Annotated in this window: 17 protein-coding genes; 11 read left to right on the top strand and 6 right to left on the bottom strand. The window is 65.2% G+C overall.

Features of this window, described 5'->3' with window-relative positions; all coding sequences use genetic code 11:
• Window position 1: 1 nt before the first annotated feature.
• The 3 genes from nrfD to fdh are packed head-to-tail and all read right to left on the bottom strand — an operon-like array spanning window position 2 to window position 4,991.
• The gene (gene nrfD / locus OIT41_RS10070) at window positions 2–934 is read right to left on the bottom strand and encodes an NrfD/PsrC family molybdoenzyme membrane anchor subunit (RefSeq protein WP_264636376.1); all 933 of its coding nucleotides are present in this window, start codon (window positions 932–934) and stop codon (window positions 2–4) included.
• Entirely contained in the window at window positions 931–1,749 is an 819-nt protein-coding gene (locus OIT41_RS10065; RefSeq protein WP_241708595.1) for a 4Fe-4S dicluster domain-containing protein, read from the bottom strand. The genes nrfD and OIT41_RS10065 overlap by 4 nt, the downstream gene beginning before the upstream one ends.
• Window positions 1,746–4,991, bottom strand: a complete 3,246-nt coding sequence (gene fdh / locus OIT41_RS10060; RefSeq protein ID WP_264636375.1) for a formate dehydrogenase — start codon at window positions 4,989–4,991, stop codon at window positions 1,746–1,748. The genes OIT41_RS10065 and fdh overlap by 4 nt, the downstream gene beginning before the upstream one ends.
• Before the next feature lie 293 nt (window positions 4,992–5,284).
• Here fdh and OIT41_RS10055 point away from each other — a divergent pair, with 293 nt between their 5' ends.
• The 3 genes from OIT41_RS10055 to OIT41_RS10045 all read left to right on the top strand — a co-directional run bounded on the left by OIT41_RS10055 (window position 5,285) and on the right by OIT41_RS10045 (window position 9,337).
• Complete coding sequence (locus OIT41_RS10055) at window positions 5,285–6,340, top strand: zinc-dependent alcohol dehydrogenase family protein (protein ID WP_241708599.1); 1,056 nt, start codon at window positions 5,285–5,287, stop codon at window positions 6,338–6,340.
• 112 nt (window positions 6,341–6,452) lie between these two features.
• Window positions 6,453–8,321, top strand: coding sequence for a glycoside hydrolase family 15 protein (locus OIT41_RS10050; RefSeq protein ID WP_264636374.1), 1,869 nt, complete (start codon window positions 6,453–6,455; stop codon window positions 8,319–8,321).
• Window positions 8,322–8,338: 17 nt separating this feature from the next.
• Entirely contained in the window at window positions 8,339–9,337 is a 999-nt protein-coding gene (locus OIT41_RS10045) for a zinc-dependent alcohol dehydrogenase family protein (RefSeq protein WP_264636373.1), read from the top strand.
• Between the two features lie 176 nt (window positions 9,338–9,513).
• Here the strand turns inward: OIT41_RS10045 and OIT41_RS10040 are convergent, their stop codons facing one another.
• Entirely contained in the window at window positions 9,514–9,876 is a 363-nt protein-coding gene (locus tag OIT41_RS10040) for an SPW repeat protein (protein WP_078105154.1), read from the bottom strand.
• 394 nt (window positions 9,877–10,270) lie between these two features.
• On the opposite strand from OIT41_RS10040, the gene OIT41_RS10035 reads away from it, so the two are divergent.
• The 4 genes from OIT41_RS10035 to OIT41_RS10020 all read left to right on the top strand — a co-directional run bounded on the left by OIT41_RS10035 (window position 10,271) and on the right by OIT41_RS10020 (window position 15,161).
• Entirely contained in the window at window positions 10,271–11,491 is a 1,221-nt protein-coding gene (locus OIT41_RS10035) for a sugar ABC transporter substrate-binding protein (protein ID WP_264636372.1), read from the top strand.
• Window positions 11,492–11,498: 7 nt separating this feature from the next.
• Window positions 11,499–13,616: an ABC transporter permease subunit gene (locus tag OIT41_RS10030; RefSeq protein WP_264636371.1), complete on the top strand. Its 2,118-nt coding sequence runs from the start codon at window positions 11,499–11,501 to the stop codon at window positions 13,614–13,616.
• A gap of 136 nt (window positions 13,617–13,752) precedes the next feature.
• Window positions 13,753–14,229, top strand: a complete 477-nt coding sequence (locus OIT41_RS10025) for an SRPBCC family protein (RefSeq protein WP_241708609.1) — start codon at window positions 13,753–13,755, stop codon at window positions 14,227–14,229.
• Window positions 14,230–14,246: 17 nt separating this feature from the next.
• Window positions 14,247–15,161 (top strand): SDR family oxidoreductase, encoded by a 915-nt coding sequence (locus OIT41_RS10020; RefSeq protein WP_413542325.1) that lies wholly within the window; start codon window positions 14,247–14,249, stop codon window positions 15,159–15,161.
• Here the strand turns inward: OIT41_RS10020 and OIT41_RS10015 are convergent.
• A complete protein-coding gene (locus OIT41_RS10015) occupies window positions 15,158–17,653 on the bottom strand; it encodes an ATP-dependent Clp protease ATP-binding subunit (RefSeq protein WP_264636369.1) in 2,496 nt (831 codons plus the stop codon). The genes OIT41_RS10020 and OIT41_RS10015 overlap by 4 nt on opposite strands.
• 171 nt (window positions 17,654–17,824) lie before the next feature.
• On the opposite strand from OIT41_RS10015, the gene OIT41_RS10010 reads away from it, so the two are divergent.
• Complete coding sequence (locus OIT41_RS10010; RefSeq protein ID WP_241708614.1) at window positions 17,825–18,289, top strand: GatB/YqeY domain-containing protein; 465 nt, start codon at window positions 17,825–17,827, stop codon at window positions 18,287–18,289.
• Window positions 18,290–18,317: 28 nt separating this feature from the next.
• Window positions 18,318–19,181 carry an HNH endonuclease gene (locus OIT41_RS10005; RefSeq protein ID WP_241708615.1) on the top strand — a complete coding sequence of 288 codons (864 nt, stop codon included), beginning with the start codon at window positions 18,318–18,320 and terminating at the stop codon, window positions 19,179–19,181.
• An 89-nt stretch (window positions 19,182–19,270) separates the two neighbouring features.
• Here the strand turns inward: OIT41_RS10005 and OIT41_RS10000 are convergent, their stop codons facing one another.
• Window positions 19,271–19,504 (bottom strand): hypothetical protein, encoded by a 234-nt coding sequence (locus tag OIT41_RS10000; protein ID WP_264636368.1) that lies wholly within the window; start codon window positions 19,502–19,504, stop codon window positions 19,271–19,273.
• Here OIT41_RS10000 and OIT41_RS20970 point away from each other — a divergent pair.
• Window positions 19,452–19,766, top strand: coding sequence for a hypothetical protein (locus tag OIT41_RS20970; protein ID WP_413542324.1), 315 nt, complete (start codon window positions 19,452–19,454; stop codon window positions 19,764–19,766). The genes OIT41_RS10000 and OIT41_RS20970 overlap by 53 nt on opposite strands.
• A 113-nt stretch (window positions 19,767–19,879) precedes the next feature.
• Complete coding sequence (locus OIT41_RS09995; RefSeq protein ID WP_264636367.1) at window positions 19,880–21,472, top strand: AMP-binding protein; 1,593 nt, start codon at window positions 19,880–19,882, stop codon at window positions 21,470–21,472.
• Window positions 21,473–21,478 lie beyond the last annotated feature (6 nt).

Here is a 21,478-nt window from a genome sequence, read left to right as displayed (position 1 = left end):
ACTATGCGCCCGCTGCTTCGCGCTGTCGGGCGGCCTCGTCGGCACGTTCCCGCTGCGGTACCACGACGTATTTGGGATCGAGGGTCGAGGCTACACCGGCTTCGAACACCCCGAAGCGAAGCAGCGCCGATCCGGCAGCGACAGCAAGTCCGCACATCGTGCTCACGAGGCGCGAATGCCGTCCGCCCAATGCGAGACCCACGGCGCCTCCCACGGTGAATGCCTTCGACAGCCGCAGTAGTGTCCCTGCGCGGCCCTGGTGCAATGTCTCGGCGGACAGCTTTCCGCTGCGTTCCATCTTCAGGCTCATCACCGTTTCCAGCACGGCACCGCCTACCGCCATGCGTCGGGCGGGAGCAGCCTCGGCCACAGGAGCCAGGGCAGCGGCAACGCCGCCAGCCGACGCCGCGGCGGAGCCTGCGAAGACGAAGGGCAGCGCCTCGTGGGCGTCGTGCCAGGTGGGTACGGCGGTATCGGCAAGCAGCACGCCGGTGTACGTGGCCACGGCAGCACCCGCCACCGCGGCACCGACTCCGCATGCGCGGCCGGCGCGAGGCAGGATGCCGAGGACATTGGATGCCGCACTCGCCCCAGCCAACGGACCATAGAGGGAAAGGATCCAGGAGCCCATGCTCATCGGCGAGGTCGGTTTCGCCACGCGCAGCATGTTCAGGAACCTCTCCGGGCGGCCAAGGTCATGCACGAGCGCCACCGCGGAGGCTGAGATCGCGGTCAGGGCCATAAGTTTGGAGCGCCGCTCAAGGGACGGCCGGGCGCTGTACTGCGCACCGGCCGCGAGCATCGACGTCGCCCCTGCCAGGCCACCCGCGAAGATGTAGCCCGCAATGTCCACGGCGCTCCAGGTCGGCTTCTTGAGGATCGGCCGGCCATAGTAGGACGTGAACTCCTCAGGGGCACCACGACGCGGGCTCAATTCCTGGCTCCCCAGAAAACGGCGACTGCGCCGAGCAACAGACCGGCGGCCGCACCCGCCGCACGCTTCCACATCACCGGCAGATCCCTCGTCGTCACCACGGGGTCAGGGGGCAGGCCGTAGGTCTCAGGCTCATCCAGCAACAGGAAGAATGCGCCGTCACCGCCTACCCCGTCGTCGGGGTTGTGCCCGTACAACCTGGCGCCCTCTTCGCCCCGCTCGTGCAGCTCAGTCACGCGTGCATCGGCCCGTTCACGGAGTTCGTCGAGCTCACCGTACTGGATGGACTTCGTAGGGCAGGCTTTCGCGCAGGCAGGCTCCTCGCCGGCGCCGAGCCGGTCGTAGCACATCGTGCACTTGAATACCCTGCCGTCGCCCTGCCGCTGGTCGATCACACCGTACGGGCATGCTGAAACGCAGTAGCCGCAACCGTTGCAAATGTCTTGCTGGACGACGACGGTGCCGTGCTCGGTGCGGAAGAGGGCCCCTGTGGGGCATACGTCCAGGCAAGCGGCGTGTGTGCAGTGCTTGCACACATCCGAGGACATGAGCCACTTGACGCCATCATGCGCCGACGGGTCCGCCGCGGGAACCTGCTTCTCGATGAACGCCACATGCCGCCAGGAATCCGCACCCAACGCTGACGTGTTGTCGAACGATTCGCCTGTGAGTTCAAGCGATGTGTCCGCGGGAACGGAGTTCCACTCCTTGCACGCCACCTCACACGCCTTGCAGCCGATGCACAGGCTCGTATCGGTGAAGAAACCCTTGCGCGGGACTCCGATCGACGGCATTCCCAGTTGGGTGACGCTCATTTGGTGGCTCCTTGAACTCCGGTGTGCTCGTCAATGCCGGCCCGCAGGCGGTAAGTCTCAACAAGGGACAGCAGTGCCGGCCCGCGAGGGCGCCTGCCGGGGCGTATGTCGACGGTCAGCGCCTTGACCTCCTGGATGTGCACATTCGGATCCATGGCGATGGATGAGAGTTCGTTCATGGCATCCCCTCGTGACAGTCCGTTGGGCCCCCAGTGGTAGGGCATTCCAATCTGGTGGACAGTGCGTCCGTGCACCGTGAGCGGCTTCATCCGGTTCGTTACCAGTACGCGCGCCTCGATGGCGCCCCGGGCCGAGACCAGTGTTGCCCAGCCCTTGTGGTCCAATCCGCGCACGTCGGCCAACTCCGGCGAGACCTCGCAGAAGGCCTCCGGTTGGAGTTCCGCCAGGTAGGGCAGCCAGCGGGTCATTGTTCCCGCGGTGAAGTGCTCGGTCAGGCGGTAAGTCGTCAAGACGTAGGGGAAAACGTCGGCGCCGCGGTCCCGGCCGCTGGGGTGGTAGCGGTTTCCCTCGCGGGACATGAGCTTCCGCACCGGATTTCTTTGCTGGCTGTACAGCATGTTGTCGAAGGGCGACTCCTGAGGTTCGTAGTGAACCGGCATGGGTCCGTCCACCAGCCCCGCCGGAGTGTAGAGCCAGCCCTTCCCGTCTGCCTGCATGATGAAAGGATCGACGCCGGAAATCGCCTCCGTGCCCATGGCATCCTCTTCGGGGCGGTAGGACGGCGGTTTCGTCGGCTCGAAGTCCGGCACGTCGTCGCCGGTCCATTGTCCGGCATCCTCGTCCCACCAGATGAGCTTCTTCCGCTCACTCCACGGGCGGCCCTCAGGGTCGGCGGAGGCCCGGTTGTAAAGCTCCCGGCGGTTGGCGGGCCACGCCCATCCCCACTCCCTGCTCGAGATGCTCTGCTCTGTGTGAGGCTTGCGGCGCGCGGCCTGGTTGACGCCGTCGGCCCGGCACCCGCAGTAGATCCAGCAACCGCACGACGTCGATCCGTCGTCTTTCAACTCGGTGTAGGCCGAGAGCGGAGTTCCGTCGGCCTTGGTCCCGTTGATCTCGGCAAGAACGGCGTCCGAGTCAGGCTCCGCGTGGGTTCCGATCGTCGGGTAGTTCCACGTCAGATCCAAGACCGGCTGGTCGGCCGGATCATCCGAAGCCGCGAGCATCGCACGCACGCGGTTGCCCAGGTGCCACATGAACCACAAGTCACTGCGCCGGTCCGCTTCCGGCTCCACTGCCTGTTCGCGCCACTGCAACAGCCGGTTGGTGTTGGTGAAGCTACCGGCTTTTTCCGTGTGGGCGGCAGCGGGGAAGAAAAAGACCTCGGTGGCGATGTCTTCGGTCCGCATCTGTCCGGTGGCGATCTCCGGACCGTCTTTCCACCAGGTGGCACTTTCGATGAGGGAGAAATCGCGCACCACGAGCCAGTCGAGCTTGGACATGCCTTCGCGTTGTAAATGTGCGTTGGCCGAGCCGACGGCGGGATTCTCGCCCATGAGGAAATAGCCCTTGCAGATTCCGTCCAGCTGGGCGGCAACCGTGTCATAGGTGCTGTGACTCCCCGTGATGCGGGGCAGATAGTCGAAGCAGAAGTCGTTCTCGGCAGTCGCGGCATCCCCCCACCAGGCCTTGAGCAAGCTGACGGTGTAGGCGCGCATGTTGGCCCAGAAGCCGCGCTCCGCGGAGTCGGCCTCGACGTATCCGTCCAGGTCGATGTGTTGCTGGGCGTGCGGCATCGGCAGGTACCCGGGCAACAGGTCGAAAAGCGTCGGGATGTCGCTGGAGCCCTGGATGCTCGCGTGGCCCCGCAGCGCCATGATTCCGCCCCCGGGCCGGCCGATGTTCCCGAGCAGCAACTGCAGGACCGAGGCGGCACGGATGTATTGCACGCCCGTGGTGTGTTGGGTCCAGCCGACGGCGTATGCGAAAGCGGTGGTGCGATCGCGCCCGGAATTGGCCGTGATTGTTTCGGCCACCTCGCTGAACAGATCCTGTGGCACGCCGCAGATCTGTTCGACCATCTCTGGTGTGTACCGGGCGTAATGCCGGCGGAGCGTCTGGAACACGCACCGCGGGTCCTGCAGCGTTTCGTCCCTCCGCCAGTGTCCACGCAGCGAGGGGCCGCCGGAACCGTGGGAGTGCGCGTGCCCGGACTCCCCCAGAGGGCTTCCCCCCTCCTGGGATTGCGATTCCCTCTCACCGGACGAAGCCGCAACGTTGGCGCCCTCGTACTGCCAGCTCTCGGGGTCGTAAGACGGCCCCGAGGGGTTGAACCCGGAGAACAGGCCATCGAGCTCTTCCGTGTCCTGGAAATCGTCCCGCAGGATCGTGGCCGCGTTCGTGTAGTTGACAACATACTCGCGGAAGTACGCCTCGTGGGTGAGCACCCAGTTGATCAAACCGCCAAGGAATGCGATATCGGTGCCGGCGCGGATCGGCACGAAGGTATCGGCCAGGGCACTCGTCCGGGAGAAGCGAGGGTCCACGTGGATGATTTTCGCACCGCGTTCCTTGGCTTCCATCACCCACTGGAAGCCCACAGGATGGGCTTCGGCGAAGTTGGAGCCCTGGATGACGATGCAGTCCGCCCGTTGAAGGTCCTGCAAGTAGGTCGTCGACCCGCCGCGCCCGAAGCTCGTGCCGAGGCCGGCGACGGTGGAGCTGTGGCATACCCTCGCCTGGTTTTCGACTTGGACTATTCCCAGCGACGTGAACAACTTCTTGATGAGGTAGTTCTCTTCGTTGTCCAGCGTTGCACCGCCCAGGCTCGCGATTCCGAGGGTGCGGCGGGTACGCACGCCGTCGCTTTCCCACTCCCACGTCCGACGCCGTGTATCGACAACCCGCTGAGCCACCATGTCCATCGCCGTATCAAGATCCAGCCGTTCCCAGCCGGCACCGTGGGGACGGCGGTAGAGCACGTGCTTCTCCCGTGATTCGCCGGTGGTCAGCTGCAGCGACGCAGACCCTTTGGGGCACAAGCGGCCGCGGCTGATGGGCGAGTCCGGGTTGCCCTCGATCTGGGTGACCTTCCCGTCTTTGACGTAGACGTTTTGTGCACAGCCAACGGCGCAATACGGGCAAACCGAGGGAACAACCCGGTCCGCAGTTGCAATCCGGGCGGTGAGTCTTTCGGTCGCCGGCGACTTGGCAGCGTGATGGCGACCGGTGGGATCGTGTTCGAGGAGCTGACGCAGAACGGGCCATTGCAACGGATTCGCCATCGGGCACCTCCAGGTCGTCGGGCTGCCGCCGCATGACCTCGGTCACACGGGTGTCACGAGGACGATAGTAGCCCGGTCATCTTCGGGTGGGAACCCACCGGCTTGATCAAAAGCACCTGGGGCTTGTTCACCAAAGCGCGGGCCATCACAACCCGCTGCTTCTGTCCTCCGGTACCGATTGAACCCGGTAGCGATGGAGAGCGGCACGACGCCTGGCTACCGGCCAGTACAGGACCATGGGCGCGGCGGGATAGACTCGATTCAAGCCCAACAACCACCATTTGAGGAGCCCCATGCGCGCCACCATTATCCACGGTCCCGGCGACATCCGTGTTGAAGACCGTAACTACCCCACGGTCCAGCTGCCCACCGACGTCGTCGTCAAAGTCACTGCCTCCTGCGTCTGCGGATCGGACCTGTGGCCGTACCGCGGCGTCAAGCCCACCCACCAGCCTTCGGCCATTGGACACGAATTCATCGGCACGGTGGAAAGCATCGGCGACGACGTCACCACCCTGGCGGTAGGCGACTTCGTCATTGCTCCCTTCCTGGTCAGTTGTGGCGCGTGCCCGCAGTGCTTGGGCGGCGTCACGGTTGCCTGCGACCATTTGGCGGGTTGGGGCGGCAAAGACGACAGCGGGCACGCGATCGACGGCGGCCAGGGCCAGGCGGTGCGCGTACCGCTCGCCGAATCCACCCTCGTCAAGGTCCCCGGCGTCACGGAACCAGACGACGCGCTCCGCGCGAGCTTGCTGACGCTCTCCGACGTGATGGCCACCGGCCACCACGCAGCCCTTGCGGCGAAGGTCGGCCCCGGCAGGACCGTCGTCGTGGTCGGCGACGGCGCGGTGGGACTCTGCGGCGTGCTCGCAGCGAAGCGGCTCGGAGCCGAACGAATCATCGCGATGTCCCGGCACGCCGACCGACAGGCGATTGCCCTCGAGTTCGGGGCCACGGACATCGTCTCCGAGCGCGGCGAGGAAGGCGTAGCCAAGGTCCGCGAGTTGCTCGGAGGGGTCCTGGCCGACTCGGTGCTGGAGTGCGTCGGAACCAAGGAATCCATGGAACAGGCATTGCACAGTGTCCGCCCGGGCGGTGCCCTCGGCTTCGTGGGTGTCCCGACGGGCGGAGCCGAAGCCCCGCTGCGCTACTTGTTCGACACGAACATCTCGATCGCCGGCGGCATGGCACCGGCCCGCACGTACATCCCCGAACTGCTCGCGGATGTGCTTGACGGCAAGATCAATCCGGGCCGCGTCTTCGACACCGTGATGCCGCTCGAGGAAGCACCCGAGGCCTACCGCGCCATGGACGAACGGCGCTCCATCAAGGTCCTCCTCACGCCCTGAGGTCGCGGCCTGAACCCGCGGTTTCTTGGTGCCGGCGGACTGTGGCGTGCGCGCGGGAACGGCGAGAGAATCCATATAGGAAGCCTCGCCTGAACCCAAAGGAGTGAACACGATGATCACTGGTGCCGAGGCACGCCCGGTGGTTAGGCAGGATGGATATTTGCCCATCGAGGATCATGGACTCATTGGCGACGGGTCCACGTGCGCCTTGGTGGGGCGGGACGGCGCAATGACCTGGCTTTGCCTGCCGGAATTCGACAGTCCCCCGTTCCTGGCCGGCATCCTTGACGCCGAGTCGGGCGGCCGTTTCGAAATAGCCCCTCTCCGCACTCTGGCATCCTCCCAGCGCTATACCGAGGATTCCTGCGTGCTGGTCACGTCCCTCGTATCCGATCGCGGCGTGCTGCAGGTGACGGACGGACTGACGCTGCGTGCCGGCGCCGAGCTATCGGAGCCGGTGCCGGCTGGCCGTTCCGAACTCCTGCGGCACGCGAGGGCCGTGGGCGGGGACGTCCCGCTGCGCATCAGCCTGGTACCGAAGGCCGGTGTCACCTTTGAGACCTTGGCCACCGGCTGGCGGTTTGATTGGCGGAAGGACGGAGTCCAGGAGGTCTACCTGTGGTCTTCAGTTGAACTCATGCCCGACGGTCGCGGCCTGTCCGCCGAGATGACGCTTCGCGCGGGAGAAACGCTGACCATGGTCCTGCATTGGTCGGGTCGGTTCCGGCTCCGTCAGCATCCGGAGAGCAAAAAGCTCATTGACCAGACCGTCTATGCCTGGCGCCGGTGGGCATCAAACCTGGATTGCGAAGGCTCCCAAGCGGAGCTGATGAAGCGTTCGGCCCTGACGCTGAAGATGCTGGATCACGCCGAGACGGGAGCCATCCTCGCGGCGGCCACCTCGTCCCTGCCTGAGTGGCCCGGCACGTCGCGGAACTGGGACTACCGGTACACGTGGGTGCGCGACGCGTCCTTCTCCAACTACGTGTTCCGGCGCATTGGCGATCCCAGTGATGCGGACGTCTTCCTGGCCTGGGTCCTGACCAACGTTGAGCGGGACGGTATCCCGCACGTCATGTACGCCCTCGACGGCTCCCAGCCGCCCGACGAGGTGCAGGACCCGCAGCTGCGGGGATACCGGGGCTCGGCCCCGGTGAGGTGGGGAAACGGCGCCCGGCACCAACTCCAGCACGATGTGTACGGAGAAATCGTCGACATCGCCTACCAATGGTCGGGCAGCGGAAAGCGGGTCGATGAGCGGCTCTGGGCGGCATTGGTCCCGATCGTGGAAATGGCCATCAGGAGTTGGCGGGTTCCGGACTCCGGGCCGTGGGAAATCAGGGACAAGAGCACACCCTTCACCTACTCGGCGGCACTGTGCTACGTCGCGATCGACCGCGCCATCCAGATCGCGCGCAGGGACGGGCTTCCCTACCCCAAGCGCCGGTGGGAGGCCACGGCCCGGCGGATCCGGCAGGCTGCCTTGACGCAATCCTGGGACCCCCGGCGTCGCACCTTTACCGAGAATCTGGGCGGCAGCGGCGGCCTGGACGCGTCCCTGTTGACCCTACCCGTCCGCAACGTCATCGAATTCGACGATCCGCGGATGGTGTCCACCACAAAAGCGATAGCGGCAGAGCTCGACGCCGGCAACGGGCTTTTGTTCCGCTACCTGCCAGAGGTTTCTCCCGACGGTTTGCCCGGAAGCGAAGGGGCGTTCCTCCTCTGCAGCTTCTGGCTGGTGGACAACCTGGCCGGTCAAGGGCGGGTGGATGAAGCCCATGAACTCTACGAATCCCTCTGCAGACGCGCGAATCCGCTGGGCCTGCTGCCTGAGCAGATCCACCCGGACACCGGCGAGTTCCTCGGGAACTTCCCGCAGGCGTTCAGCCATGTGGGCGTGCTGGCCAGCGGCCTGCGCCTGCTGAAAGCGGAGCGGCGGGCCGCCAACGGGGACCCCGCCGCGCGGAATCAGAGTTAGCAGCGAGGGAGAACACGATGCGTGCATGGTGGGTCCGGGAACCAGGCCCGATGGAATCCCGGCCGCTGGTTTGGGGCGAACGGGCCGATCCGCGCCCGGGGCGGCGGGAACTCCTCGTCAGTGTCCGCGCCTGCGGTGTCTGCCGCACGGATCTGCACCTCGCCGAAGGCGACCTTGCGCCGCGGAGGCCGAACGTCGTACCGGGCCACGAAGCGGTGGGAACAGTCAGCGAGACCGGCGACGGGTGTGTGAGGTTCCGGCGCGGTGACAGGGTCGGAGTCGCATGGCTAGGGGGAACCTGCGGGAGCTGCGCGTATTGCCGCCGCGGCGACGAGAACCTCTGCCTCTCCCCTGTCTTCACCGGATGGGACAGGGACGGCGGCTATGCCGAACAACTCACGGTATCCGAAGATTTCGCCTATGCCATCCCGCCCCGGTTTTCGGACGAGCAGGCGGCCCCTCTATTGTGCTCCGGCATCATCGGGTACCGTGCGCTCAAACGGGCCGAGCTTCCGCCAGGTGGCCGGCTGGGCATCTATGGTTTCGGAGGCTCTGCCCATCTCACGGCACAGATGGCGCGCCACCAAGGGGCGCAGGTCTACGTGATGACCCGTTCGGAGTCCGCCCGTGAGCTGGCACGTGAACTGGGAGCGGTGTTTGTGGGCGACGCGTACGATTCCCCGCCGGACCCACTCGACTCGGCAATACTTTTTGCTCCCGTGGGTGACCTTGTTCCTGTGGCACTCAAGGCGCTGGACCGGGGCGGGAGCCTTGCCATTGCGGGGATCCACCTCAGCGACATACCGCCTTTGAACTACTCCGCGGATCTCTTCCATGAGCGGCAGCTCCGTAGTGTTACCGCCAATACCCGGGCAGACGGCGAAGAGTTCTGGTCCCTCGCCGCGGACATCCCGCTGGCCCCCACCACGACGGCGTATCCGTTAGCCGAAGCCGACACGGCGTTGCAGGACCTGGCCAACGACCGGATAACCGGCGCTGCCGTCCTCATAGTCTGAGCCGCAGCTCCCTGGTCGGGCGGCCGTTTTGACGGCGGCATTCGCGGCGCCCGCCGTCGGGATACCTGCGCAGAGCAGCAAGCGGCCGGCGGGTCCGATGACGGCCCGCCGGCCGATGTTCCCGCTGTTCGGCGTTTCAGCACTTCAGCGTTTCAGCACCTGAGCGTTTCACCACGTCAGTGCGAAGGGCTGACCATGTGATGCCGGTGTTCCTCGGTGCTGGGTTTGATCGCCATCGCGGTGACGACGAGCGCCACCAGACCGGTGATCCAGGACGTCCAGGCGACGCCGGTTTGCATGGCGTAGGAACCGAACCACGGGGAAAGGAACAACAGGGCGCCAAAGGCTGCCTGGATCCACTCCATGACCGGGGTTCCGGGCATGGCCAGATTGATGACGCCGCTGATGACCAGCAATGCGCCGAACACGAGCATCAAGGCAGTCGAGCCGCCGGCCGCCTTGGTCCAGATGACTGATAGAACAGCGTAGAGCCCGGCAACTACCGTGACCCAATCCTGCCATCGCGTCCATTTCTTCATTGAACCCACCTCTGTGATGTGGACTGCATCCCGGGGTATCGGGCAGGTACTCCGGTATTGATGTAACAAAATCCGAGCCCGGCTGCTTCCCGGCATCCCGTCGTCGAATCCTGCCCCGCACGAAGCCTTGCTAAGCGCAGACTTCCGGTCTACAACGTAGTCATAGAGCAACATCGACGGACATGCCCGGCGTCGCCGCCGTGTCCGTCCGGAGAGGACCCCGTGATATCGAGTCGCTGGTCATAAAGTCGCAGTCAGCCGAGTGCTGGCTCCTCGACGTCCGTTGGTGAGAACCGCCGTGGCCTCCGGCGTGGACCTGCGTCCGGCGCCAACGCCCAGGTTCCGGCCCGACCCCGCCAGGTCGCCTGCTGTCGAAACCAATGGAAGGAAAGAAATGTTAAACATGAAGGTCCCGGCACGAGGCGCCGGAACCGCCTTCATTGCAACCCTCGCTATCACGGCACTCGCCGCATGCTCGAGCACGAGCACATCGTCCACGTCGAGCGCCACGAGCTCCGGAGGAGCGGTGCCGCAGATCTCTGCGGATGCGTTCACAGCCGATTTCTCGGCCATGAAACAACTCACGTCCCTCGCATCCCAAGGCAAAGGGATGGTCGGGGTGCTGCTGCCGGACACCACCACCTCCGCACGATACGTCACCTTCGATGCCCCCTACCTGAAGAAGGCATTCGAAGCCGCGGGACTCGACTCTTCCAAGTTCAAAATCGACAACGCGCAAGGCAGCGCAAGCACCATGCAGACGCAAGCCGAGGCTGACATCACGGCAGGGGCATCCGTGCTGCTGGTCGACGCCCTCGACTCCGGTTCGGGCGCAGCCATCGAGGCGGCCGCCAGCGCGCGCGGCGTCAAGGTGGTCGACTATGACCGGCTCGTCAAAGGCGGGGCCAAGGACCGCACCTACGTCAGCTTCGACAACGTCAAGGTTGGCCAGCTGATCGGACAGGGCGAAGTCACGTGCATCGCGGACTGGAAAGTCACCAAACCAAACATCCTGGTCATGGATGGCGATCCGACCGACAACAACGCGAAACTGTTCGCCGAAGGCTATAACGGCGTGCTCAAGCCGCACTTCGACAATGGCGAGTACGTCAACGTAGGAGAGCCGGCAGGCACGTGGACGCCGTCGGTGGCACAGACCACGTTCGCCCAGCAATACACCGCCCACCCGAACATCAACGCGGTGGTCACGCCGAACGACGACAACGCCAACGCTGTGATCGCCTACCTGCAGAGCAAGCAGATCCCCGCCAAGACCTTCCCGACGACGGGACAGGATGCGTCGTTGTCCGGCCTGCAGAACATCCTGAAGGGTTACCAGTGCGGAACGGTGTACAAGCCGATCTACTTTGAGGCCCAGGCGGCCGCCGCAGCAGCCCTTTACCTGCGGGCGGGCGTGACCGTTCCATCGACCCTCGTGAACGGCAAGACCACAGACGACACCGCGAAGTCCGACGTCGCATCGGTCCTGCTGACCCCGCTGTGGGTGACCACGAAGAACATGGCGGACACGGTGGTCAAGGACGGTGCCGTGGCGACTTCTTCGCTGTGCATCTCGCAAGTGAAGGACGCGTGCACGGCGGCAGGTATCCAGTAGTTCGACGATGAGCGAGTTGGTAGCGCCGGGCCCCGCCGACGTCGGGCCCCTGCTTCGGCTGGAGGGCATCGACAAGAACTTCGGGCCGGTGCAGGCACTGGTCGACATCACCCTCGAGGTGCCGACCGGCAAGGTGACCGCCCTTGCCGGCGACAACGGCGCGGGCAAATCGGTGTTGATCAAATGCGTGGCCGGCATTCACGCTCCCGACGACGGGCAGCTGTTTTGGGAAAACCAACCCGTCCGGTTGAACTCGCCGCACGAAGCCGCAGCGCTCGGCATCGAGACCGTGTACCAGGACCTTGCACTGTGCGACAACCTCGACATCGTGCAGAATCTGTTCCTCGGCCGCGAACGCCTTCGCCATCTTCTCCTTGATGAAGAGAGCATGGAGATCGCGGCCCGGGAGACGCTCGCGAGCCTGGCCGTGACCACCGTGCGGTCGATCCGGCAACCCGTCGCGTCCCTGTCCGGCGGGCAACGCCAGTCCGTCGCCATCGCGAAGTCGGTGCTGTGGAACTCGAAGCTGGTCATCATGGACGAGCCCACCGCGGCACTCGGCGTCGCCCAGACGGAGGTTGTCCTTCACCTGATCCGCCAGCTCGCCGATCGCGGCGTCGCCGTCATCGTCGTCTCGCACAATATGAACGACGTGTTCGAAGTCGCGGACCGCATCGCCGTGCTCAGGCTCGGGCAGCTTGTGGCCATCCGACCTGTCGCGGAGATGGACCGGCAGATCGTGGTCGACCTGATGACCACGGGGTTCTCCGATCGGGCACGGCCGGAACTTGCGCCTCCATCGCCGTCGAACCGTCAGCTGACCGCCGCCAAGGGGCCCCTCCCCTCCGCGGCGGCGGTGCTCCAGGACGAGCCGACCACGGCTGCGGCCAAGCGGAAGGCCGCATTGGCGTTGAACCCGGACATCACCGCGACCTCGCTGCCCGATTACTTCCGCGCGGCGTTCGCTCGGGTCCGGGGCGGCGAGAGCGGAGTGCTGCCGGTTCTCGCGGGCCTGTTGCTGATCTCCGTGCTGTTCCAATCCCTGAACCCGAATTTCCTGACTCCCGGCAACTTGGTGAACCTGCTCATCCAAGGTTCGGTTTTCATGCTCTTGGCGATGGGCCAGGTTTTCGTGCTCCTGCTCGGCGAAATCGACCTGTCCATCGGGTATGTCGGCGGGGTGGGCGGCGTCATCATGGCCGAACTCGTCCAGGAGTCCACAGGCTGGCCCTGGTGGGCGGCGATCGCCGTCGGCTTGCTGAGCTGCGCCGGGATCGGACTGCTCCACGGGACGATCATCACCCGGCTCGGCCTGCCGTCGTTCGTCGTGACCCTCGGCGGCCAACTCGGCTGGCTTGGGGTGATGCTCATCATCCTCGGCAGCGGCGGCGTGGTGCCCATCAATGACACCGTCATCAACAACATCGCGAGCGGCAACCTCAGCCCGGTCACCAGCTGGATCCTCATGTTCGTCGTCGTCGGGGCGTTCAGCGCGTGGACATGGCTGCGGGACGCCCGCAGGCGCAATACCGGGCTCGTCGCGCCGCCTGCCAGCGTGAGCGCCTTGAAGATCGCAGCGGCGCTCGCCGCGGGCGTGGCCATCGTGTGGCTCTGCAATACCGACCGGGGCACCCTCGTGGAAATCAGCGGCGTGCCGTGGGTGCTCCTGGTGGTGCTCGGGGTCCTCGCCGCCTGGACGCTGTTGCTCGGGCGTACCCGGTTCGGCCGCTACGTCTACGCGATTGGCGGCAACGCCGAGGCCGCGCGGCGGGGAGGCGTGAACCTTGCGCGCATCCGTACCCTCGCCTTCATGCTCGCTTCCTTCACGGCGGGAATCGGCGGAATCGTCTACGCGTCGCGGCTCCGCTCCGTCTCGACGTCATACGACGGCGGCACGCTGGTGCTTTACGCGGTGGCGGCCGCAGTGATCGGCGGGACCAGCCTGTTCGGCGGGCGCGGCAAAGTGCTGCACGGGGTCCTGGGCGGGCTGGTGATCGCGACGATCGATAACGGCATGGGCCTGCAGGGCTACAGCGCACCGGCCAAGTACGTCGTCACCGCGCTGGTCCTCGTCGCGGCAGTGACGATCGACGCCGTCGCGCGCCGCGGGCGCTCCAGGACGTAACTGCCAAACCGGCTTGTGCCTGGCAACACTGGACGTGGATGGTCAGCAGGCTTAATGTTCAAGGGTGGCAGGCTTCCTCGAGGGACCGTTGGCCACCCCTGCGGCCTGTCCATGCAAGTCCAACGGAGGAGGAAAGATGCGAAAGGTTGAAGAAGCCATTGACGTGGATGTCCCTGTCCGTGCCGCTTACAACCAGTGGACGCAGTTTGAGTCGTTTCCCCGATTCATGTCCGGTGTGGAATCCGTAACCCAGTTGAGCGACACGACCAACCATTGGGTCACCAGGATAGGGGGCGTGGAACGGGAGTTCGACACGGAAATCGTCGACCAGGAACCCGACGACCGGATTGCTTGGCGCAGCATTGACGGTAAATCGCACGCCGGCATCATCAGGTTTTCGCCGCTGGACGCCAACCACACCCACGTCAAGGTCCATTTCGAGTGGGCGCCCGAAACCTTCATGGAGAAGGCCGGAGCCGCGCTCCAAGTAGACGAGATGCAGGTGAAGGCGGACCTGAAGAAGTTCAAGGAATTCATCGAGGCGCGTGGAGCCGAAACCGGAGGGTGGCGTGGCCAGGTGGAGGATCAAGGCCCCACAGGCACGCAACCGTGACGCCCTCCGAGTCAACAATGACCGACCTGGGACCAGTGCTTGTGGTCGGCGGTACCGGGATGCTCGGCAGCCAGGTGGTGTCCCGGCTGCTGGCGGGAGGTAAACAAGTCCGCGCCTTGGTGCGGCCCGGTTCGGATGCGGGCCGCCTCGAAGAACTGGGTGCCACGATCGTACGTGGCGACATGATGGACCCGGAATCGCTTGCGCACGCCATGGACGGCGTCGACGCGGTGATCACCTCAGCGGCCGGATACACCCACCATCGGGAGGGCGACACCCCTCTCACCGACACGGTGGGCAACATCAACCTCGTCGATGCGGCCAGCCGCGCCGGTACTCGCCGATTTGTCCTCACCAGCATCCTCACCTGCGATCAGACTCCGGATGTCCCGCACTTCTGGCACAAGAAGCTGACCGAGGACCGTCTGGAAGAACTCGGGGTCCCGTTCGTAGCCCTGCGTCCGGGCGCTTTCCTTGAGCAGATCACCCGCTTCGGCGACCCGTTCAGCGAGGGGCGGCTCATGTGGTTCGGGTCGTCCACGGTCCCCCTGACATACGTTCTTGCCAGTGACCTCGCCGGATACCTTGCAGCCGCAGTCGACGCAGGCGGCGTCGAGGGCCAACGCATCGACATCGGCTGGAACCGGCCGGTAACCATGCAGGACATCGCCGATATCTCCGGTCAGATGCTCGGCCGCCAGATCGAGCTCGTCCTGAACCCGGTCAGCCAGATGGGACCGGACTTCGGGGCGATGATGGAGTGGTTCCAGACCGGCCGCTATGTCGCCGACACCTCACGCCAGCGCGATGTCTTCGGCCCACCGCCGACCGCGGAGGACGCCGTCGCACGCTTGCTCGCGGGCCTCGGGCACAAGGTTGACCGGGAAAGGCCCGACGGCGGCAGGACGGGGCAGTCGGTCGACTCGTCCTAGCCCACGGCGGGCAGCGCATCCGGGATGCGTGGCTTGGCGTTGCCGGCGAACGTGAATTTCGCGTCGTCGCCTTCGCCGTCTACGTCGACCACCACGATGTCACCCGGGTGCAGTTCGCCGAAGAGGATCTTCTCGGAGAGCTGGTCCTCGATCTCGCGCTGGATGGTCCGGCGCAGCGGCCGCGCACCCATGGCGGGGTTGTATCCGCGGGTGGCCAGGAGGACCTTGGCGGCGTCCGTGAGCTCGATGCCCATGTCCTTGTCGGCCAAATGCTGCTCCAGCCGACGGATCATGAGGTCAACAATCTCGATGATCTCGTCCTGCGTGAGCTGCGGGAAGACAATGACGTCGTCAACACGGTTGAGGAACTCGGGACGGAATTGCTGCTTGAGCTCCTCCGTGACCCGGGCCCGCATCCGGTTGTAACCGGTGGTGGTGTCCGTGCCGGACTGGAAGCCCGTCGCGACGCTCTTGGAGATATCGCGGGTGCCGAGGTTGGTGGTCATGATGATCACCGTGTTCTTGAAGTCCACCACCCGGCCGTGGCTATCCGTCAGGCGGCCGTCCTCGAGGATCTGCAGCAGCGAGTTGAACAAGTCGGAGTGCGCCTTCTCCACCTCGTCGAACAGGACCACGGAGAACGGACGACGGCGGACCTTCTCGGTCAGCTGCCCGCCCTCGTCGTAGCCGACATAGCCCGGAGGGGCACCGAAGAGACGCGACACGGAATGCTTTTCGGAGTACTCGGACATGTCCAGCGTGATGAGGGCCTCTTCGTCAGCGAAGAGGAACTCGGCCAGGGCCTTCGCGAGCTCGGTCTTGCCGACGCCGGTGGGTCCGGCGAAGATGAACGAGCCGCCCGGACGCCTGGGATCCTTCAGGCCCGCACGGGTGCGGCGAATGGCACGCGACACCGAGTTGATCGCCTCATTCTGCCCGATAACGCGCTTGTGCAGCTCCTCCTCCATCTTGAGGAGGCGGCTGGATTCTTCCTCGGTGAGCTTGAAGACCGGGATGCCGGTGGAATTCGCCAGAACCTCGGCGATCAGCTCCTCGTCTACCTCGGAGTGGCCTTCCATGCCGCCGGACTTCCATCTCAGTTCCTTTTCCCTGCGTTCGGCGACGAGCTTTTGCTCCTTGTCGCGCAGCGACGCGGCGCCTTCGAAGTCCTGCGCGTCGATGGCCGACTCCTTCTCCATCTTCACCTCGGCGATGCGTGCATCCATCGCTTTCAGCTCCGGCGGACGGGTCATCCGGCGGATCCGCAGCCGGGCGCCGGCTTCGTCGATCAGGTCGATAGCCTTGTCCGGCAGGAAGCGGTCCGAAACGTAACGCTCCGAGAGGCTCGCCGCCGCCGCCAGGGCGCCGTCGGTGATGGTCACCCGGTGGTGCGCCTCGTAACGGTCACGCAGGCCCTTGAGGATCTCGACCGTGTCGGCCACCGACGGTTCCTGGACCTGGATCGGCTGGAAGCGGCGCTCCAGTGCCGCGTCCTTCTCGATGTGCTTGCGGTACTCGTCCAGTGTGGTGGCACCAATGGTCTGGAGTTCACCACGGGCCAGCAACGGCTTGAGGATGGACGCGGCATCGATCGCACCCTCGGCAGCGCCGGCACCTACGAGCGTGTGGATCTCGTCGATGAAGAGGATGATGTCGCCACGGGTCCGGATTTCCTTGAGGACCTTCTTCAGGCGCTCTTCGAAATCACCACGGTAGCGGGAACCGGCCACCACGGACCCCAAATCGAGCGTGTAGAGCTGCTTGTCTTTCAGGCTCTGGGGCACGTTGCCCCGGACGATCGCCTGGGCAAGGCCCTCGACGACGGCGGTCTTGCCGACGCCGGGCTCACCGATCAGCACCGGGTTGTTCTTGGTGCGGCGGGAGAGGACCTGCATGACGCGTTCCATCTCCAGCTCGCGGCCGATCACGGGATCGAGCTTGTTCTCCCGCGCGGCCTGGGTCAGGTTGCGGCCGAACTGGTCCAGCACCACCGAACCGGCCGGAGCCACCTCGGGCTGGCTCGGTCCGGCGACCGTTCCGCCGGGGTCCTTACTCTCATAGCCGGAAAGCAAATGGATCACCTGCTGACGGACCCGGCCAAGGTCGGCGCCAAGCTTGACGAGGACCTGCGCGGCAACGCCTTCACCCTCACGGATGAGGCCGAGCAGGATGTGCTCGGTACCGATGTAGTTGTGGCCGAGCTGCAGGGCTTCCCGAAGTGCGAGTTCAAGCACCTTCTTGGCGCGCGGGGTGAAGGGGATGTGACCCGACGGGGCCTGCCGGCCCTGGCCGATGATCTCCTGTACCTGCTCGCGGACGCCATCGAGCGAAATGCTCATCGACTCCAACGCCTTGGCGGCAACCCCCTCACCCTCCTGGATCAGACCCAAAAGGATGTGCTCGGTACCGATGTAGTTATGGTTGAGCATGCGTGCCTCTTCTTGGGCAAGCACAACAACGCGACGGGCACGGTCCGTAAATCTCTCAAACATTTCGCCACACTCCTGGCAGCCACCTACCTTGATGCTACGTCGCGGAGGGCCTTCTTGGGGGATCGCCGGAGGCAGAATTTTAGATACCGGACCGGCCGGCCGCATGGCTCTTCTGCACAGACGCTCCAGACCGTGAAGAATGAAAACAATCACCAAGTAGAGGGAATTACCATGAGCACCTTGAAGCAACGCCTGCATGCTGACGTCGTAGTCCACATGAAGGATCGCAACAAAACTGCGCTCACGACGGTCCGCAACGTCCTGGGCGAAATCGAGACGCGTGAGAAGTCCGGCAAGACACCCATCGAGTTGGACGACACCCAGGTGACGGCGCTGCTGCAAAAGGAAGCCGCCAAGCGCCGGGACACGGCCCGCATTTACACGGAGGCCGGAGAGGCCGAACGCGCCGCGGCGGAAATCGCCGAGGCCGAAGTCATCGAGGCCTACTTGCCTACAATGCTGACATCCGCCGAAGTCGAGGACATCGTCGACGAGGCAATCGCCGCGTTGAAGGCCGGTGGCACTGAACTCTCGGTCAGGCAGATGGGCGCCGTGATGAAGCCCGTCACGGCAAAGGTCGCCGGCCGCTTCGACGGCAAGGCCGTCAGCGAAATCGTCCGAAACCGACTCGCATAATTTCACCGGCACGCAGGGAGGAGCAGCCATGGTGGCCATCATCCTGGGATGGAATCCACGGCTTGGGAACGACTGGAACTACGAGGCTGTAATCGAGCAGGTCGCCGAAACAGGGCAATTCCTGGAGCGGTGGAACGTCGGGCGGCACCGGAAGATCCAGCCTGGCAGCCAGGCATGGCTTCTCCTGCAAGGCGAGGGCCAGCACGGACGCGGGCTGATCGGACACGGCGTGGTGATGTCCGAAAGCTACGAGGCGCCACAACGCACCGGGCCGAAGAGCGGTGCGCGGTACGTCAGCGTGTCCTTCGACGCCGTGCTCCCCCTGGGCAGCCAAATACCATCCAGTGTCCTCACCAGTGAAGTGCCGGATGTGGCCTGGAATACCTTCCGCGGTTCTGGGCGGTCCATTCCGGCAGAGTCGGAACCGCGGCTTCAGCGCTTGTGGCGAGAGCACGGGCCGGCAGCCTCGGAACCGTGCCGGATCGTCCCCGGAACCTACCCGGAGGACGCCGTCAGCCGGATCGATACGAACCGCTACGAACGGGACCCTGAAGCGCGTCGCGTCTGCTTGGCTTTCCACGGAACGTCCTGTGCCGCGTGCTCTTTCTCCTTCGAAGTAAGCTACGGCGACATCGGCAAGGACTACATCCACGTCCACCACGTGGTTCCCGTTTCACAGCTTGGCGGCAATTACCGGCTGGATCCCATAGCGGACCTCGTGCCGCTGTGTGCCAATTGCCACGCCATGGCGCACCGGGGCGTGGGCAATCCCCGCACTGTGGCGGAGTTGCGGCGGGCGATCGCCGCAGCCGGACACCTGCCGGGCCGGATTTTAGACGACAGGGCCTTGACCGCACAGGACGACGCGCACAGGATCCTCGAGCAGCATTGAACGTCGTTCCGTCCCGAGCACTAGCCAGCCAGGGTTCTTCACCGTATTTTGGTTAACTACACCGTGTGGCGAGCACCATGCACTGTGAGTCAGATGATCCATTTGCCGGCTGAAAGACCGGGGCGCAACGTCGCGCCCCGGTCCCGGCGAAACCTACCGGGCGTCACGCGCCGCCCGCTGTTCGGGAGGATACGCATGACCGGGATGTTTGAACTCTTCATCGACGAGGACACGAGCTTCAGATTCAGGCTCAAGGCTCCGGACGGAACGGTGGTGGCCGTCTCCAGGTCCTTTCCGGACAAGCGGGCCGCAGTGTGCGGCATCAGTGACGTACGCGAATATGCAGGAATGGGCCTGATCACCGATCTATGCCCCGAAGTCCCACTTCGCGGACCAGCAGCCGCGCCACAGGTTCCCGTCGTACGGCAACCCAATCCTGCCCCCATGCCGCCTAAGCCACCGATGCCGCCTCTTCCCGTTCCCCCGCGGCACCATAAACCACTCCCCCAAAGGGACCGGAGCGGCCATCCTTGGCACACTCCCGCCTTGGTCGACGCGCCCCGCGCAGACTTGGTTGAGGCGTAGACCCTTCCGCTGAAGGGGCATCCGGCCGCGGCAGGCCTTGTCCGGGCCCCGCACCGCCGGGTGTAATGGACGCACGACGGCGACTCCCGGCGTCGTGCGTCGAAGGAGCCGCCATGTTCACCAGCCCGTACGCTGATGTAGAGATCCCCGAAGTCACCATTTATGAGTACCTGTTCGGTGGGCTGAGCGACGAGGACCTTGACCGGATTGCACTTGTGGACGGCACATCCGGTGCGGAAATGAGCTACCGGCAACTCGTCAGCCGAATCGATGCCACCGCAGGCTGGCTCGCAAGCCACGGGGCCGGCCCCGGGACCACCGTGGGCCTTTTCTGCCCCAACGTGCCGGCGTTCGCCGTCGTCTTCCACGGTGTCCTCCGTGCGGGCGCCGCCGTCACCACGGTCAACGCGCTGTATACCGCCGATGAAGTAGGCAGCCAGCTCAGCGACGCGGGCGCCTCCTGGCTCTTCACCATCTCGCCGTTCCTCGAGCGTGCGCAGGCCGCGGCGCTGGCTGCAGGCATTCCCGCGGAACGGCTCGTGGTGCTCGACGGCGGCGACGTCACCACTGCCGCGGGGCATCCCTCGCTCGCGGACGTGCTGGAAGCCGGCCTTCCCGCGCCGACGCTCAGCGTCGATCCGCACGCCGCCGCCGTCGTGCCCTACTCGTCCGGCACGAGCGGCACGCCGAAAGGCGTCCTGTTGAGCCAGTACAACCTCGTGGCGAACGTCGCCCAGTCGAGCGCCTTCTTCCGGGTGACTCCCGACGACGTGTTGCTTGCCGTCCTGCCTTTCTTCCATATCTACGGGCTGACGGTGCTGCTTAATCTCGCTCTCGGCGAGCGGGCCAGGCTCGTCACGATGCCGAAGTTCGACCTCGCCGAATTCCTCCGCATCGCACAGGACCATCGCTGTACCTACCTTTTCATCGCGCCGCCCATCGCCGTCGCACTGGCGAAGCATCCGCTGGTGGACCAATACGATCTTTCCTCCGTCCGCGCGGTGCTTTCGGGAGCGGCGCCCCTCGACGGCGAGCTGGGGCACGCCGTCGCGAAGAGGCTCGGCTGCACGATGCTCCAGGGCTACGGGATGACCGAGCTGAGCCCTGTATCCCATGCCATTCCGCGTGACGGCGCCGAACGCATCCCCCTCGACTCAGTGGGCTACACCGTGCCGAACACGGAGTGCAAGCTCCTCGATCCCGCCACTGACGAGGAGATCGACGTCCCGGCCGAGGGACCGAGCGCCCCGGGACAGCTCCTCGTCCGCGGCCCGCAGGTCATGCTCGGCTACCTGAACCGGCCCGACGCGACCGCTGCGACGATCGACCCGGATGGATTCCTCCGCACGGGCGACATCGCGACCGTCACGGCTGACGGCATCGTGACGATCGTCGACCGGCTCAAGGAGCTGATCAAGTACAAGGGCTACCAGATCGCGCCCGCTGAGCTCGAAGCCCTCCTGCTCACCCACCCGCGTATCGCGGACGCCGCGGTCATCGGCATCCACGCGGACGACGGCGAAGAGGTACCGAAGGCGTTCGTCGTCAGGCAGGCGGGAGCCGAGCTCGGGGACGGGGACGTCATGGAGTTTGTCGCCGGTCACGTGGCGCCGTTCAAGCGCGTGCGATCGGTCGAGTTCGTCGAGGTGATTCCGAAGTCGGCGTCGGGGAAGATCCTTCGGCGGGAGCTGCGCGCGAAGGGCTAGGAGGTT

The organism is Arthrobacter sp. YA7-1 (assembly GCF_025960325.1).
In the GTDB taxonomy this organism is placed as follows: domain Bacteria; phylum Actinomycetota; class Actinomycetes; order Actinomycetales; family Micrococcaceae; genus Arthrobacter; species Arthrobacter bambusae_A.
Note: the sequence above shows the minus strand (reverse complement) of the source record. Positions and strands in the feature narration are given on the sequence as shown.

What these genes read in the sequence shown, in the direction of transcription:
- OIT41_RS09995 (WP_264636367.1), top strand. Translation starts at nt 19,880, where the DNA reads ATGTTCACCAGCCCGTACGCTGATGTAGAGATCCCCGAAGTCACCATT.
- OIT41_RS10010 (WP_241708614.1), top strand. Translation starts at nt 17,825, where the DNA reads ATGAGCACCTTGAAGCAACGCCTGCATGCTGACGTCGTAGTCCACATG.
- OIT41_RS10030 (WP_264636371.1), top strand. Translation starts at nt 11,499, where the DNA reads ATGAGCGAGTTGGTAGCGCCGGGCCCCGCCGACGTCGGGCCCCTGCTT.
- OIT41_RS10015 (WP_264636369.1), bottom strand. Translation starts at nt 17,653, where the DNA reads ATGTTTGAGAGATTTACGGACCGTGCCCGTCGCGTTGTTGTGCTTGCC.
- OIT41_RS10055 (WP_241708599.1), top strand. Translation starts at nt 5,285, where the DNA reads ATGCGCGCCACCATTATCCACGGTCCCGGCGACATCCGTGTTGAAGAC.
- fdh (WP_264636375.1), bottom strand. Translation starts at nt 4,991, where the DNA reads ATGGCGAATCCGTTGCAATGGCCCGTTCTGCGTCAGCTCCTCGAACAC.
- OIT41_RS10005 (WP_241708615.1), top strand. Translation starts at nt 18,318, where the DNA reads ATGGTGGCCATCATCCTGGGATGGAATCCACGGCTTGGGAACGACTGG.
- OIT41_RS10000 (WP_264636368.1), bottom strand. Translation starts at nt 19,504, where the DNA reads ATGCCGCACACTGCGGCCCGCTTGTCCGGAAAGGACCTGGAGACGGCC.
- OIT41_RS10065 (WP_241708595.1), bottom strand. Translation starts at nt 1,749, where the DNA reads ATGAGCGTCACCCAACTGGGAATGCCGTCGATCGGAGTCCCGCGCAAG.
- OIT41_RS10035 (WP_264636372.1), top strand. Translation starts at nt 10,271, where the DNA reads ATGTTAAACATGAAGGTCCCGGCACGAGGCGCCGGAACCGCCTTCATT.
- OIT41_RS10040 (WP_078105154.1), bottom strand. Translation starts at nt 9,876, where the DNA reads ATGAAGAAATGGACGCGATGGCAGGATTGGGTCACGGTAGTTGCCGGG.
- OIT41_RS10025 (WP_241708609.1), top strand. Translation starts at nt 13,753, where the DNA reads ATGCGAAAGGTTGAAGAAGCCATTGACGTGGATGTCCCTGTCCGTGCC.
- OIT41_RS10045 (WP_264636373.1), top strand. Translation starts at nt 8,339, where the DNA reads ATGCGTGCATGGTGGGTCCGGGAACCAGGCCCGATGGAATCCCGGCCG.
- OIT41_RS10020 (WP_413542325.1), top strand. Translation starts at nt 14,247, where the DNA reads ATGACCGACCTGGGACCAGTGCTTGTGGTCGGCGGTACCGGGATGCTC.
- OIT41_RS10050 (WP_264636374.1), top strand. Translation starts at nt 6,453, where the DNA reads ATGATCACTGGTGCCGAGGCACGCCCGGTGGTTAGGCAGGATGGATAT.